The organism is Protofrankia sp. CiP3 (assembly GCF_917627345.1).
GTDB lineage: Bacteria > Actinomycetota > Actinomycetes > Frankiales > Frankiaceae > Protofrankia.
Genome location: NZ_CAKJTM010000006.1, coordinates 119,014 through 133,422, shown reverse-complemented (window position 1 = coordinate 133,422; position 14,409 = coordinate 119,014). Strand labels below are relative to the sequence as shown.

The 14,409-nt window shown below is 68.9% G+C and carries 9 protein-coding genes and 1 pseudogene; 6 read left to right on the top strand and 4 right to left on the bottom strand.

The genetic code is table 11. The features are described 5' to 3' along the window. Positions 1 to 451 precede the first annotated feature (451 nt). Entirely contained in the window at positions 452 to 1,003 is a 552-nt protein-coding gene (locus tag MJ797_RS04085; RefSeq protein WP_239331954.1) for a hypothetical protein, read from the top strand. 8 nt (positions 1,004 to 1,011) lie between these two features. Here MJ797_RS04085 and MJ797_RS04080 read toward each other — a convergent pair whose 3' ends face one another. Both MJ797_RS04080 and MJ797_RS04075 read right to left on the bottom strand, forming a co-directional pair. Further along, positions 1,012 to 1,923 carry a hypothetical protein gene (locus MJ797_RS04080; protein WP_239331952.1) on the bottom strand — a complete coding sequence of 304 codons (912 nt, stop codon included), beginning with the start codon at positions 1,921 to 1,923 and terminating at the stop codon, positions 1,012 to 1,014. Between the two features lie 4 nt (positions 1,924 to 1,927). Further along, positions 1,928 to 2,203 carry a hypothetical protein gene (locus tag MJ797_RS04075; RefSeq protein ID WP_239331950.1) on the bottom strand — a complete coding sequence of 92 codons (276 nt, stop codon included), beginning with the start codon at positions 2,201 to 2,203 and terminating at the stop codon, positions 1,928 to 1,930. Between the two features lie 259 nt (positions 2,204 to 2,462). On the opposite strand from MJ797_RS04075, the gene MJ797_RS04070 reads away from it, so the two are divergent. From MJ797_RS04070 to MJ797_RS04050, 5 genes are all read left to right on the top strand, one after another. Continuing rightward, the gene (locus MJ797_RS04070; protein WP_239331948.1) at positions 2,463 to 4,304 is read left to right on the top strand and encodes a WD40 repeat domain-containing protein; all 1,842 of its coding nucleotides are present in this window, start codon (positions 2,463 to 2,465) and stop codon (positions 4,302 to 4,304) included. Positions 4,305 to 4,340: 36 nt separating this feature from the next. Beyond that, positions 4,341 to 7,769: a CHAT domain-containing protein gene (locus MJ797_RS04065; RefSeq protein ID WP_239331946.1), complete on the top strand. Its 3,429-nt coding sequence runs from the start codon at positions 4,341 to 4,343 to the stop codon at positions 7,767 to 7,769. Between the two features lie 1,113 nt (positions 7,770 to 8,882). Beyond that, positions 8,883 to 9,755, top strand: a complete 873-nt coding sequence (locus MJ797_RS04060; protein ID WP_239331944.1) for a vWA domain-containing protein — start codon at positions 8,883 to 8,885, stop codon at positions 9,753 to 9,755. After that, positions 9,752 to 10,480 (top strand): hypothetical protein, encoded by a 729-nt coding sequence (locus MJ797_RS04055; RefSeq protein WP_239331942.1) that lies wholly within the window; start codon positions 9,752 to 9,754, stop codon positions 10,478 to 10,480. Before MJ797_RS04060 ends, MJ797_RS04055 begins: the two co-directional genes overlap by 4 nt. Then, positions 10,477 to 12,516, top strand: coding sequence for a serine/threonine-protein kinase (locus MJ797_RS04050; protein WP_239331940.1), 2,040 nt, complete (start codon positions 10,477 to 10,479; stop codon positions 12,514 to 12,516). The genes MJ797_RS04055 and MJ797_RS04050 overlap by 4 nt, the downstream gene beginning before the upstream one ends. 184 nt (positions 12,517 to 12,700) lie before the next feature. On the opposite strand, the pseudogene MJ797_RS04045 reads toward MJ797_RS04050, so the two are convergent. Both MJ797_RS04045 and MJ797_RS04040 read right to left on the bottom strand, forming a co-directional pair. Next, positions 12,701 to 12,898 (bottom strand): annotated as a pseudogene (locus MJ797_RS04045) (transposase); the annotation flags it as partial. Between the two features lie 21 nt (positions 12,899 to 12,919). Beyond that, positions 12,920 to 14,380 (bottom strand): TIR domain-containing protein, encoded by a 1,461-nt coding sequence (locus MJ797_RS04040; protein WP_239331938.1) that lies wholly within the window; start codon positions 14,378 to 14,380, stop codon positions 12,920 to 12,922. Positions 14,381 to 14,409: the final 29 nt, after the last annotated feature.

Below are 14,409 nucleotides of genomic sequence, written 5' to 3'. Positions count from 1 at the left end.
TGCGAACCCCCTGCTGAGGGTCCCAGCACGAGGCGGGCGTCGGGTGTCGCCTCCACCGCTTGATACCGCCGTAGCTTTCTAGCAGGGGGTCGCCGACGAACCCCCGGATCAGCGGCATGGTCATCTGGATCGGAACGTCAGAAATGATGATTATCCCGAAAACTAATGGCCATATATAGTACGAATTCCGATAAATCGGACAGCGATGATCAATGCTCTGGCCTGGATGTTTGAGCTGTGACCCCTGCTAAACAAACCACTGACCGGACGCCTATAGCCAGAGCGCTACCGCGCCAGTCTCCTACCCGGCCGAAAAACTCCCCACTTTGACAACGCTGTCGCAAATATTGCGCCGGATACGGAGGAGCGAGGCGTGGTCGATAATCTGTACCCTGCGCCAAGCGCACCAGTCAGATTACCTGAGGTCATGGCGGTGGAAGGTGATGAGAAGATGACTGTCGCAGATGTATATCTCCTCGCGGTGCATGAGCCGTACCGGTCGCCGCAGCATCCGGTTCCCATCAACGCGACCGTCGTGCACGCGCGGACGCTGTTGCACCCCGATCTTCCGCAACCGGACGGCGGGCGGATCTACCGCTGCCTGACCGAGTTCCCCGGCCGTACCCATGGGTGCGTGGTGCCGCTGTCGACGCTGACCTACGAGCTAGCCGGCGGGGCGCTGTGGCCGCAGGTCGCGCAGTGGCAGTCGGTGATCGAAGCGCTTGTCGCGCTCACCCAGGCGGGTGGCTGCGATGCGACGCCGTTGGGCCTGAAGTCACCGGCTGAAGCATTGCTGACCAACGGTCCCAACACCGAGGTCACCGTGGTTGATCCGTTCGGCGAGAGGACGAAACTGGGGCCGCGTGATCGCCAGCGGGAGATTGCCCAGCTCGAGAGGTCGATTCGTGAGTTCGTGGAGGGCGGGCCGTACTGGCCGGGCGACGCTCTGGTCGCGCCGCCGACGCTGCCTACTCGGATGCCCTACCAGCCGGCCGGTGGGTGATCGCGGGGTCACCGACCCTTCCGTGTCAACCGGGTGATCCGTTCACCCTCGGCCGGGTCCAGGGGGCCGGTGCTGTGGGGTGCGGCGACGCCGAGGGCGATGGCCAGGGTCCGGCCGTGCAGGTCCAGGGTTGCCTCGGTCAGCTCGGTCAGCTCGGCGATCGCGGTACGGCCCCGGGCCCAGCCGGTCAGGCCCACGGCGAGCGAGATCAGCAGTCCGGGCCACCACAGCACGCTTAGCACGAGGTAGGGCAGTGCCCAGGCCGTGGTGATCACGGTGGTGGCGAACTGCCCATTGGCCGCAGCCAGGTCGGCGCGCAGGCTGTCGGGTAGCACCAGCCACAGGCGCGTCCAGCCGAAGCGGAGGTCCAGGCCGTAGCGGTTCACCCCGATCTGCTCGACGGCCGCGATGCGGTCGCCCATCCAGGTCGGCCTGGCCGGCGGGGCCGGGGACAGCCGGGTGACCCGCTCCGCGGCGAGGTCGATCTCGGCCTGCTGGGGCGGTGTCCGGGTTGCCGGCGGGTACCGGGCCTGTAGCTCCCGGCGGGCGGCGACCAGCCGGTGCCAGCGGCGCGACCGCGCGTCGGTGCACCACCGCTGCGCCCGCCGCAGGCCGAGTGGCCACTGGCCGAGCCAGCAGTCGCGGACCGGCCCGGTGAGGGCCTGCACGACCAGTCCAACTCCGCACGAGGCGAGTAGCAGGCCGATCACAGTGAGCGCCTGCGCCGGGCCGGCCTGCGCGCCCAGCACGCTGCCCTGCAGGGTGGCCTCGTCGGCCAGCAGGCGTACGTCGACCGCGTGTGCCCAGCCGAGCTGCCCGCCGATCCAGGCGGACGCGACGAACAGCAGGCCGGGCAGGGCGAGCATGGCGAGCCATCGTTCGGCAAGCTTCTTCGCCAGTTCGTCGAAGAAGCCGTTCACCCGGTCAGCGCCTGCTCATCGGCAGCCCGGTGAGCAGGCAGCGTGGGATCGGGCCCGCCGGGAGGGCGTCGGCGATCCGGTCGCACGCGCTGTCGGGGCAGCCGAAGATCTCCTCGTCGGCCCGGCCGGGGCCGGCGCCGGGCAAGCTGGTGCCCACGCCTCGTGCGGGGTCGGTCGTGTCGGCGCCGAGAAGCTCACCGAGCAGCGCCGCGACCGGCCTACGTGCGCGGGCCTCGGTCTCGATCCTGGCCAGCAGTAGTTGTTTGTCCGTGGAGTCCACGGCACACAGCTCGCGGAGGACCGGCAACTCGTCGCACAAGGCACTCAGCATATGTCGTTCAGAAGGGTCGGCACGTTGTTCCGTCACGGCGGACGACACTATCCGGGTGGGCCGGGATGCCACCCGTCACACCCTTACGAATGCGGCGCCGGGCTTGCTGGGAACGGCAGGTCGGCCGCTGGGAGCTGGTTCCGGCGGGGTGAATGGCAGTTTCCTGCCACGGCTAGGATCCGGGCGGGGAGCAAGGACGGTGAACCTGGTGGAGGGCACACTGGAGACAAACGAACGCCGGGCCGTCATGCAATGGGCGCTGCGGGACTCCGCCCCGCGGGCCGGGGGTGCCTGCATCCAGGTCGGTACCTTGCCCGACGGCTGGTACGTGTGGCACAACGGTTTCGGGATGCGGCGGTTCGAGGACAAGGCCGCGGCCTGGCTGGCCGTCCGCAGCCTGATGGGCCGGCACACAGGCCGATGGGAGCAGGTCCCCACCGACCCGGGGCCATTCCTCGCATCTTTCCCGCCCGACGGTTCCCGAGTGCTTTACGACACGATTCAGAACGACGATCTGTATAATCGGTGGGGGGACGATCCGGTGTCGACATGGAACCGCTTCCTCACGGCATTCAGCACAGGGGAAAGGCTGCGGGTCACCAAAACCCATGCACTTCTCAACGGAAGTATTGAGCTGATCAAATATCGTGATCCGCTGGCGGGTGCCGAACGTTTCGCTGTCCACACCGCCTGTGAGGAGGGCGTGGACTGGCACGTCGCCGACTATCCCGACCGCGGGCGGGCCGAAGCCGCGTACGAGAAGTCCGTCCGTGCGAACGCCGACGACGAGCTGCCCTACCGTTCCAGCGATGTCGTTGACGTCAGGGTGGACCGCCGGTCCAGGCCGCCGGCCGGCCTGTATGTGTACCCCTCCGGCCGGGTCGTCATGGCGACGGACGACAAGCACGATTACATCGACATCCACGGCGTTCCTCCGCGGGTGTCCTGGCCTCAGACGCCGCCCCCACGCCGGCCGGGCCCGGTGAGCGCCATGACGACGCAGCCGCGGGACTGGGATCCGGTGGAGGCACAGGTCTGCGACGTCACCCCCGCGGCCTGGTTGCGGGACGACACGGAGCTGCGGCCCCGATCGCTCGCGCTGATCGCGCTTGCCGACGGACGCCGGCTGCTTGCCTCGGCGCACGACAGCGGCGCCCACGTGTGGAGCACCGGTGACGGCGCGAAGCTCTGCACGGTCTCCGGGCACAGCGAATGGGTACTGGCGGTCGCGTTGACCGCCCTGTCCGACGGACGGGTCGTCCTGGCCACCGGCGGTAAGGATCATCTTGCCCGCGTGTGGTCCGCCCAGGACGGAGCAGCCCTGATGGAGATCGACTGGCATCAGGCCCCCGTGAACACCGTCGCCTGGGCCTGCCCGCCCGAGGACGTTCCGTGGCTGATCACCGGTGGTGATGACGCGCGGGTACGCCTGTGGGACGTGGAGACTCAGCGCTCCGTCGGGGCGTTCGAGGTCGGCAGCCCCCGTGTCGCCTCGGTGTGCTCGGTGGCGGCCGCGGTGCTCTCCGACAGCAGCGTCTGCGTGGCGGCCGGCGTCGGGGACATCGACGCCGCCCGCATCCACGTCTGGAACAGCTCCGAGCGGTACGCGCGAAACGGGGATCGGACGAGGCCACACGCGTTCGTCCTGGACTGCGCCGGCTCGATGTCGAGTACGCCCGCAGTGGCGGTGGCGACCCTGGCAGACCGTTCGTTCCGGGTGGCGGCGATCGCCGGGTCGACCGTTCGGATCTGGGACGGTCACACCGGCGAGGTCCTGCGCACCCTGCCCGCGCCCGGCGACGGGCACGGGAGGGACGTCGCCCTGGCGGTGCTGCCCGACCTGCGCGTGGTCGTCGCCGCGGCCCGGGGCCGGGAGACACTGGTCTGGGATGTCGAGTCCGGTGCCGTACTCGCCCGGTTCGACGACCCCACCGCCAGCTACCCGCCGGTGGTCAGCCTCGTCGCGCTTCCCGACGGCGGACTGCTGCTGGCGACCGGGCGGGGCGGCGGGGGACCGGCCCGGCTCCTGCAGGTGGACCCACGTTGGTGACGGTCCACGACCACACGGACAAGGAAGCCGGTAGCGGTGCCGCTTGACGACCTGACCTGGCGGATCCGCGACCGGATCGAGCAGTACGACCGGACGAGGCAGGTCGCGGAGATTCTCGACGCCGACGCAGACCGGGACGCTGCCGCCTTGTGGCGGCTGCTCCACGCCGTCGACCTCACCACCTCGTCCCCCGCGCTGGACGCGGCGTTCTCCATCGCCAGTGCCGTCCTGGGCCGGTTGCACCACCGCCGTTACCAGGTACTGCCCGCAGGCGCCGGCCTCCCCGAGCTGGCCCGGTGCGTGCTGTGTCTGGAACCGATCTCCGACGATCACGAGGCCGTTCCGTCCGAGCTCGTGCCCGTGGTCGGGCGGTTCACAGACCCCGATGTCCAGGTCGCGCTGGGCGTGCAGCTGCTCGACGCCTCGGCCGGCAGCGAGGATCCCGCCCTGCTCGACGCGGCCATCCTGCTCCTGGCCCCTGCCGCGACCGCGCGGCAGGGGCGGGGGCCCGGTCGGACCAGCCGGCTCTCGGCGCTGTCCGCTGCCTACCGCCGCCGGCACGAACGCGACGGCACGACCACCGACCTTGACCGGGCCGTTGGCATCGCAGAACGGGCTCTGAGGCTCGCGGACCGGGACGGCGAGGCGCCGGAGGTGGCCGTCCAGGTGTGGACCGCTCTCGCCCGGGCCTACCGCTGCCGGTACCGGCAGCACGCGGATCCCGCGGACCTGCGTCGCGTCATCGACCTGTCCGAGCGGACCCTAGCGCATACCGGCCCCTCGGCGGACCAGCTCGCGGACCTGGCCACCGCCTATCTGCACCGGCACGAGCACACCGACTCACCCGCGGACCTGGAACGGGCCGTGGACCTGGCGGAGGACGCGGCCGCGCTGCCCGGCGGGCAGGAGGACCCCGACGTCCTGTCCGCCCTCGGCCGCGCGCTGTTGCGCCACTATGACCGGTCCGGGCAACGCTCCGAGCTGTGGCGGGCGGCCACCCTCGCCGAGCAGGCCGCAGCCACGCTGTCGCCACGCGACCCGCGGCGCGCCACCTACCTGTCCACCGCCGCCGCGACCCTGCTCCGGCGACACGAACGCAGCCGGGCACTCGACGACCTGAACCGCGCCGTCGACCTCGGCCGGCAGGCCCTCGCGGCGATGCCCGAGACCGACCCCGCCCGGGCGCACGCCCTCGGTCGCCTCGCCGCCGCACTGCACCGGCGCCATCTCAGTGCTGGCGCGGACACCGACCTCGACCAGGCCGAGGACCTGGCCAGCTGGGCACTGGCAGCGATCCCGCCCGGGCATCCGGACCGCTCCAGCGCGGCTCTGGAACGCGCGGCCGTCCACCTGACCCGCTACCGCCACAGCGGCGTAACCGCCGAGCTCGCACGTGCGATCGAACTCGGCGAGCAGGTCACGGCGACGAACAGCGCGCCCCCACCGAGATGGTGGTCGCTGCTGGGCGACGCCTACCAGCAGCGTCATGCGATCAGCGGCGAGCTCGCCGATCTAGACCGGGCGGTGGAGCTCGGCGAGCGGGCCCTGGCCGCCACCCGCGAGGACGACGTGGCACGCGCCGAGCGGTACTCCCGGCTGGCCACCGCGCACTGGCGCCGGCACAGCCACGCACCGGGTGGCGCCGACCTGGACCGGGCGATCGAGCTGAGGGAACGGGCCGTTGCCGACACCCCCGCCGACCACCTGGACCTCCCGGATCGGCTGGCTGACCTCGCCGCCGCCCACCTCGACCGCTACCGTCTCACCGGCGCGACCGCCGACCTCGACAGCACCGTCACCCTGTGCGAACAAGCTCTGGAGGCGCTCCCGGTCGACCATCCGCACCGATTCCGATTCACCGCCAGCATGTGCGTCGCCTACCTGCAACGGATCGCCGGCGGTGGCCCGGCCCCGGACCGCCCACGACTGCTGGAGCTCGCCGATGGGATGACCGGCGCCCAGTGCGCGGCGGCCCCCGCCGGCCGGGTATCGGCCCACCATGCCATGGGCAGACTCGCGCAGACCGCTGGGCAGCCGGCGCTCGCCCTCACGATGCTGGACGCGGCCGCCGCCCTCCTGCCGTCGGTGGCTCCCCGCGAGGCGGGCTGGGCCGACCAGCAGTACCGGCTCGGTGAACACGGCGGCCTCGTCGGAGCCGGAGTGGCCGCCCACTGCGCGGCCGGTGACCCGGCGGGCGCCGTAGAGTTCGCCGAACTCGGCCGCGGGGTGCTTCTGGCGAGCCAGGCCAACACCCGGGTTGACCTCGACGAACTCGACGACCGGGCACCGCGCCTCGCCGCCCGCTTCCGCTGGGTGTGTGAGCGGCTCAACACCCCGGACTTCCCCGCCCGCGAGCGTCGCCGATGGTGGGCCGACTACGATCGGCTCCTCTCCGACATCCGTGCGCTCCCCGGCCTCACGCACTTCGTCGCGGCGCCGCGACTGGCGGAGCTGGCCCCCGCCGCCGCGGGTGGGTGCGTGATCCTCATCAACGCCGACACACACCGAAGCGACGCGATCCTCCTACGGGCCGACACCGACCCCGTGGCCGTCGCGCTGCCCGACCTGCGGCCGTCCGACGTCAACAAGCAGGTCACGGCCCTGCTGGCCACCCTCAACAGTGGCTCCTCCCTGGCCGCGGCATACAAGCGGGGCAAAACGCTGCGCGCGCTGCTGGGCTGGTTGTGGGACGTCATCGCAGCCCCGGTCGCCGCCGCCCTGCCACATCACGACACACCCCAGCGGGTGTGGTGGCTGCCCACCGGGCTCCTCGGGCTGCTGCCGCTGCACGCCGCCGGCCACCCCGGCCAAGACGGCGCCCTCGACATCATGATCTCTTCCTACATCCCCTCGCTGCGGGCACTGCAGGCCGCCCGCAACCGTCCGCCGGCCCGACGGCGCCAGAGCCTGTCCGTCGTCATGAGCGCTACCCCGGACATGAAGAGGCTGCCCGGCGCCGAGGAGGAGGCGGCTGTGGTGGGCGGCCCGTCGCTGTTCAATGCGGACGCGACCGCCGATCAGGTCCTGACCGCGCTGCGGGAGACAACCTGGGCGCATTTCGCCTGCCACGGCGTGGTCAACGCGACCTCGCAGGTTGACAGTGGCCTGCGGGTGCATGACCGGATCCTGACACTGCCCGAGATCGGCGGTCTGCGGCTGACCGACGCCGAACTCGCCTACCTGTCCGCCTGCTCCACCGCCAACCACGGCACCCGCTACGCCGACGAGGTGCTACACCCGGCCGCCGCCTTCCAGCTCGCCGGTTTCCGGCACGTGGTAGCCAGCCTGTGGCCGCTCCGCGACGACATCGCCCCGGACGCCGCACGCGCGTTCTACCAGCATTTCGCCGACACCCCAGTCGCCGACCAGGCGGCCCCCGTGCTGCGTGCTGTCACCCTGCGTCTACGCGACCGGTATCCAGAACGCCCCGACCTGTGGGCACCTCTGGTCCACAGCGGCCCCTGACGTCAGATGGAGGGTTCCCACTTTCGTGGACAACAGGCCTGAAGCTACTGGCCACGCAGGTGAGAACCCTCCAATCTCCTCGAGCACCTGCTTCACGGTCAGCACCGGCGCATCGGGCTCCCTGTTACAGCCCGAGTGAGGATACGCTGGATCAGATCTTTATGATGTGTGAGCATGCCGTTCCAGTGTGGCGCCGCCATCCCCTGGTTCTACGTACAAATTTTCGGTCAAAAGCCAACAAATGGGTTTTATCGGAAAAATTATTTCAATAGGGGTTTCTGAAAATCTCCCGTGCGACTTCTTACATCCGACCGGGTCAAGAAGGCGATGGTCGCATAGTTACGGAGGCGCACCGTCACCCAGGGAAACCAAAGGTCGATAAATTAATAGAATGGGCTTCCAAAAGGTTCCCAGGAGTGTCTGCGAGTCTCTTGAGCCAACAGTTACCGACGCGCACCGCAGGCACCGCGGCCGTCCCCGTATCGGGTCCTGACTTGCCCGACTCGACCCGAGTGCTACCCTTGCCAGGCCCGCCGCCACCATCTACCTCACGGGGGGTCATGCCTTCATCTGGTGTCTCCGGCCGAGACGGGACGCGATTCTCCGCATCCATATACACGGGCAGTCCAAGAGGCGTGCCCCGCCAGGCGGTCGCTGGCCATGGATACCGGATTCGACTGGTGGGTGTCGTGAAGTCCGTGCGGTGGGGCTACTCCGGCGGTACGGTGGCACCACCGGCGGGCCAGAGAGCAGCAGCACACCGGCACGGCCGCCGAACTGAAGGCGGAGACGAAGCCGTCCGAGCTGTTCGTCCGGCCTGCAATCGCGGAGACGTTCGCCAACTCGACCGGCGGACCCGGCGATTCACCCAAGCTTTCCCCGATCCTCGCTGGGCCGCGGGGGGAGAACACCGGGTCGCCCGCCTCGACGGCCTCGCCTGCACGCCATGGGGCAATACCGCTAACTTAAGATAAGATCATCTTATGATACCGCAGGTCAGGGACTCGAATGAAGATCGAAAACGGCCTTAACTAAGTGGCATTGCGCCATGGGGGCTCGGGTCGCAAAGGCTCCCCGACTCCCCAGCGAACTACCTTTGGAGAGAGGACACCCGTGTACGCTGCTGAGATAAATCGCACCCAGCCCGCCTGCCTGCTTCTTCTCATTGACCACTCGACCTCGATGTCCGCTCCGTGGGCGGATACCGGCACCACCAAGGCTGGGCAGCTGGCACTGGCAGTCAACCGGCTTCTCGGTAACGCCGTGCTGCTGTGTAGTAAAGGCGACGACCGAGTCTACGACTATTTCGAGGTCGGCATTCTCGGCTACGGCCGGGGGGTGGAGCCGATTCTGCACGGGTCGAGCCCCCACCGCCCGCTGCTGCCCATCAGCGAACTGGCGGTCAACCCGAAGCGAGTGGACCAGGTGGCCCGCAAGGTGCCGGACGGCGCGGGGGGCGTCGTAGAGGTGATGATGCCGGTCCCGGTGTGGGTCGATTCGGTGGCCGACGGCTGGACACCCATGGTGGCAGCGGTAGAGGCCGCGGAACAGATCGTGGTTGACTGGTGCGCCCGCCATGAGCAGAGCTTCCCGCCCATCGTCGTCAACGTGACCGACGGCGAGAGCACGGACGGCGACCCGCGGGACGCGGCGAAGCGGGTGCAGAACACTGGCACGGCGGACGGGAACACGCTGCTGTTCAACCTCCACTTGTCCAGCGGCGCCCGCAACCCGGCTACCTTCCCCGCCACCGCAGCCGACTTACCGGACCAGTTCGCCACCATGCTGTTCGAGATGTCGAGCCCTCTGCCGCCGTCGATGCTCGACGCGGCGAGCGGTTTAGGCTACGAGGTGCAGCCGGGCTCCCGTGGTTTCCTCTACAATGCCGAAGCCACCGTCATGATTGAATTTTTGGACATCGGCACCCGCGCCGTCACTCCCACCGGGCTACGGGAGCTCACCGCCGGCCCGGGAGCGATGCGGTGAGCCCACCACCCACCACGATGGGGGCCGGATTACAGGTAACCGTGCACAGCGTGCCGAAACTGGGCCGCAGTGCCGCAGAAAACGAGGACAGCGCCGCCGCCGACCAGGTGGCGGCGCGGTTCGCCATCGCAGACGGAGCATCCACATCGGCACGGCCGGAGGTCTGGAGCCGATTACTCGTCGACTCGTTCGTCACAGAACACGCCGACCCGCTAGCGCCGGAGATCTTACCGCACCTCCGTAGCCGCTGGTGGGGCCACGTAGCCAAGCCAAACCTACCCTGGTACGCCACTGCAAAACTGATGGAAGGCGCGGACTCGACTTTTCTCGGTCTGCTGGTCGACTCGGCGGAGGGCGTATACCACGCGGTCAGCCTCGGCGATTCATGCCTGTTCCACATCCGCCGCCAGGAGATCCTCTGGGTAGGCCCGGTAGACCATGCGGACGGGTTCGGCCGTTTCCCTGAGCTGGTGAGCAGCCGTGCGGGGGCTCCGAGGCAGCAGCCGACCGAATTCACCACGACCTACCAGGACGGCGACATTTTCCTGCTGGCGACGGATGCGGTCTCGGCATTCCTGTTGAAGATCTACGAGCGGCACCAGCGGGTGCCACCGTTGGGGACATTCGTGAACAGCAGAGAACGGTTCGCGCGCTTCGTGGCGCGGCACCGGCACCGCGGGCAACTGGCCAACGACGACACGACGCTGTGCGTGGTGCGGACATGAAGCTGCCCGCCCTTCTCGACTACCAGCAAGCCGTGCAGGTGCCTACCATCGCCTTCCTCGACGACACCCTGCGCCGCAGCGCCCCACGGCTCACCCCGCTGGGTTCGCCCGCCGTCGCGTCCGGGGGGTTCGCACTCACATTCGACGTCACCGTCGACCGGCGCCGGTACGCGGTCCGCTGCTTTCACAAGCAAGGCAACCGCCTGCAGGAACGGTATGCCGGAGTGGCAGCGTTCGTACGCTCCACGCAACTCGACTGCCTCGTCGACGTCGACTACCTTCCCCGCGGCATCCGAGTCGGCGAGCAGGTATTACCGATCGTCCGGATGCTGTGGGTCGAGGGGGGCTCACGGCTCAACGACTGGATCGACGACCACGTGGGCGACCCCGGAGCACTCGAACAGGTGCGTCGCAGCATCCTCGCTGCTGCGACGGCGCTGCGGCGACACGGCGCAGCCCACGGCGACCTGCAGCACGGCAACATCCTGGTGAAGTCAGATAATTCGATCAAGCTGGTGGACTACGACGGGATGTACCTCCCCGCGCTCCACCAGTATGGGGCCGCCGAGCAGGGGCACCGCAACTACCAGCATCCCGAGCGCTCCAACCAATACGATCCTTCGCTCGACCTGTTCGCCTCATACGTCGTCGACCTCTCGCTGGCCGCCCTCGCGCACGACGCGCAGCTGTGGAAGGAGTTCAACAGCGGGGAAAACCTGCTTTTCTCCGCCACGGACTTCGCCGAACCGGGCACGTCGCCCGTATTCGCGCGGCTGGAACGGCTGCCGATGCTCGCGGAGCGGGTGCAGCGGTTGCGGCGTGCCTGCGGGGTCGACTTCAACGCAGTGCAAGCCGCGTTGACCGGCACGGCCGTTCCATCGGTGAGCAGGCGCCGCGCCGCGACCGCCGCAGTGGCCGCGGTGCCTGCCATCGCCGCCACCGAGCGGGCCGCACTGCTCGCGCGCCAAGGAGACGAGGTAACCGTCGTCGGCGAGATCGTCGCCACGAGGACGATCCAACGGCGAGGCACGATTACTTTCCTGAACTTCGGCGACTACCGGCGGGGAGACTTCGCCGTCGTGGCGTTCGACCGGGGCAGCCGAGACCTCGTCCAGGCATTCGGTGACCCGAACTTGTTGCAGGGTTCCTGGATCAGTATCACCGGCCTGATCACCGTCTTCTCCAAGCAGTCGAACCCGCGGACCGTGACGCCGCAGATCGAACTACGGCGTGCCCGTGCCCTACGGGTGTTGTCCGCGGGCGAAGCCGCGAGGCTGCTCGCCGAGAGCGCCGCCCCGAGCCAGCGCACGCCTACTCCCGCGGGGGGCACGAACCCACTGCCGGTGGCCGGCGGCATGAGTTCCAGAGCAGCTTCGGGACCGGTGGGGAACAGGCTCGACGACCGGTTGAGTCAGCTCTATTCATCGCCGGCATTCGGCGGCCGGGCAGCGAACGCGCGGCCAGTCGGCGGTCCGACGCCGGGGCACCAGGCGGCATCCGCCGGCCCCGGCCGCACGACCGGAGGGCAACCGCCCAGCAGGCCCCCGTCGCCGGGACGGCACGCTCGGCCCGGGTGGCCCGGGCCCGGGCCATGGCAGTCTCCGGCGCCTCCAGCCCGTCCCGTGCACCCAACCCATCCCGCTCCGCAGCGGCCGACACCACCCGGAACCGGCTGGCCCGCGGGTGCTGCCCCGGGGAATGCGGCACCGCCCCACAGCCACAAAGCCAACGCGGCGTTGACATGCGGCATTCTGGCCCTACTCTTGGGGCTTGTGACCGAAGCTTCCTTCGTCGATGTCATGATCGTGTGTGGCTTCGCGCTGGCCGCTCTCCGGTTCGGGATATCCAGTTTGTCCTTGCGCTACGGCAGTCAGGCCGGTTTCGCTGCGGCGTTCGAGTTGATGCTCGTCTCTGTCCGGCCACAGCACGGCTGCCACGCAGCCGGTGTCGCCAAGGGACAGCGGAGAGCCGCGATCGGCATGGCTCTTGGGATGATCGCGGTGCCGATCGCCTTCTTGATGGCGGTGGTGCGGTAGCGCCATGGCGTGGCCGGGGTCGGGGTGCCCGAGCCCCCGTTCATTCAGCGTCACGTGGGATCCAGACGAACCAACGAGGCCTCCGGGGGCGCCGAGTAGCCTGCCCGATCGCGATCAGGTTACCGAACCCCCTGCTCCCAGCACGATGCGGGCGTCGCTTCGACCGGTTGACCTCGCCCTTTTTTTAGGGTCCCAGCACGAGGCGGGCGTCGGCTGTCGCCTCCACCACTTGATACCGCCTATCGGTCTTGCAGGCGGCGACGGCGGCCTCGCCCAGCACCCGGGCCAGGTAGCGGTTACCGTGCCCGGTGGCGTTCTTGCCTTTCTTCGTGCCCGCCGACTCGGCCACGACCGGGGCGAAGCGTGCCCAGGACGCCAGGTGGCCGGCGGTGGGAAGGACGGATCAGAAGAGCTCCTCCTCCTGGCGGTCTCCGGGCACCGCCACCAGGTTCTGTAACCGCTCGACGAGCCCGTCCGGCAGGAAACTGTTGATGTCGAGATTGATGCACAGCAGGGCGTACAGTCCGAACACCCGATGGTGGAACGGAATTGTCGTGCATTTCAGATGACGGCCGCGGAAAGGTGCCTTGTAAATTTCCGCCGCGGGGCCTTTTTGCCCGATGATATAGGCCCAGGCCACGTTGGTGGCGGGCGAGTCCCGCTTCCGACCGGTGATCGGGTAGCCGGCGACGGCGCGGACCGAGTGCAGCGGATCCCGGGTGTCATGCAGGAGGAACTCGATGGGCACCGCGTCGAACATCGCGCCCAGTCCGTGGGTGAGATCGATCAGCGGCTCGAAGAGGTACCGGCGCTGCGCCTGTGGCCCGCCAAGACCCTGCGTCCTGTCCTGGAACTCCCGCTTCACCTGCTGCACCGCCGCGTAGGTGTCCGAGGACGCCTGGACCAGGTGCGGATTCTCGTCGGCCAGGTAGATCAGGTCGACCGCGGCCCGGACGTTCTCCGCGTCGACCACCTGCCGGCAGGCTTCCCGCAGAAGCTCCAGATTCAGGCGGGGCCGCCGGTTCTCCAGGCGCACCGGGTAGACGGACAGTGCCGCCAGCGGCTCACCGGGGAGCAGGGAGTCCGTGTCGGCGAAGGTTGCGGGCCCCGGCCGCCACCGGTCGCCGCCCCTGGGGCCGGGAAACGGCGGCTTACTGGCAGGCTTCGCCCGACCCGTCAGCGCGTGGGCGACGTGGCGCAGCAGGAGGTCCCGGGCCGAGGCCTCGTCCGCCACGTCGAACAGATCGAAGGTGCCGATGTCGGCGAACAGCCCGGGCCGCCGGCAGTCCGCCACCCGGACCGGCAGCAGCTTGCGTTTGAAGCCATCGGGATCCTGGATGTATGCGTTCTCCCAACCCGGCTGTGCGTATACCTTTTCGATGAATGCTTCGGACAGCAGCGCGATGGTGTACCGCGACTCGGTGACGGCCTTTTGCAGGTACGCCGTCCAGTGGTTTCCAGGCAGGTAGTCCCAGTGCTGCAGCGTTGCCTGGTATCCCGCCTCTTCCAGTTCCCAGCCGACCCATTCTGCCCACTTCCGGTCGGCCGCGTGATAGCTGATGAAGAATCCCGTCCCGGACTCCTGTCCGGTCGGATTCGCCCCCTGTGTCTCCATGGCGGACAGTCTGCCATGTGCTCCCGTTCCCACCAGGTCGCGGGCCCCGCGCCCGGGATGCGGCGGCCGTTCGCGGCCGGCATGCGGAATCGTGGTCGTAGCGTACTTCTGCTGGGCGATCAGTCCGCTGAGACCGGCCGCGATGACGAGCAGGTAGTTTGTCATGGACGAGCGCTGGCTCTCCGACGGCCGTAGCTGCGTGCGCTGCTCGGACCAGTAGGCGAGTATCGCCTCGGACTTGTCGCTCATCAGGAATTCCCTCTCCCCGGTACTCGGGA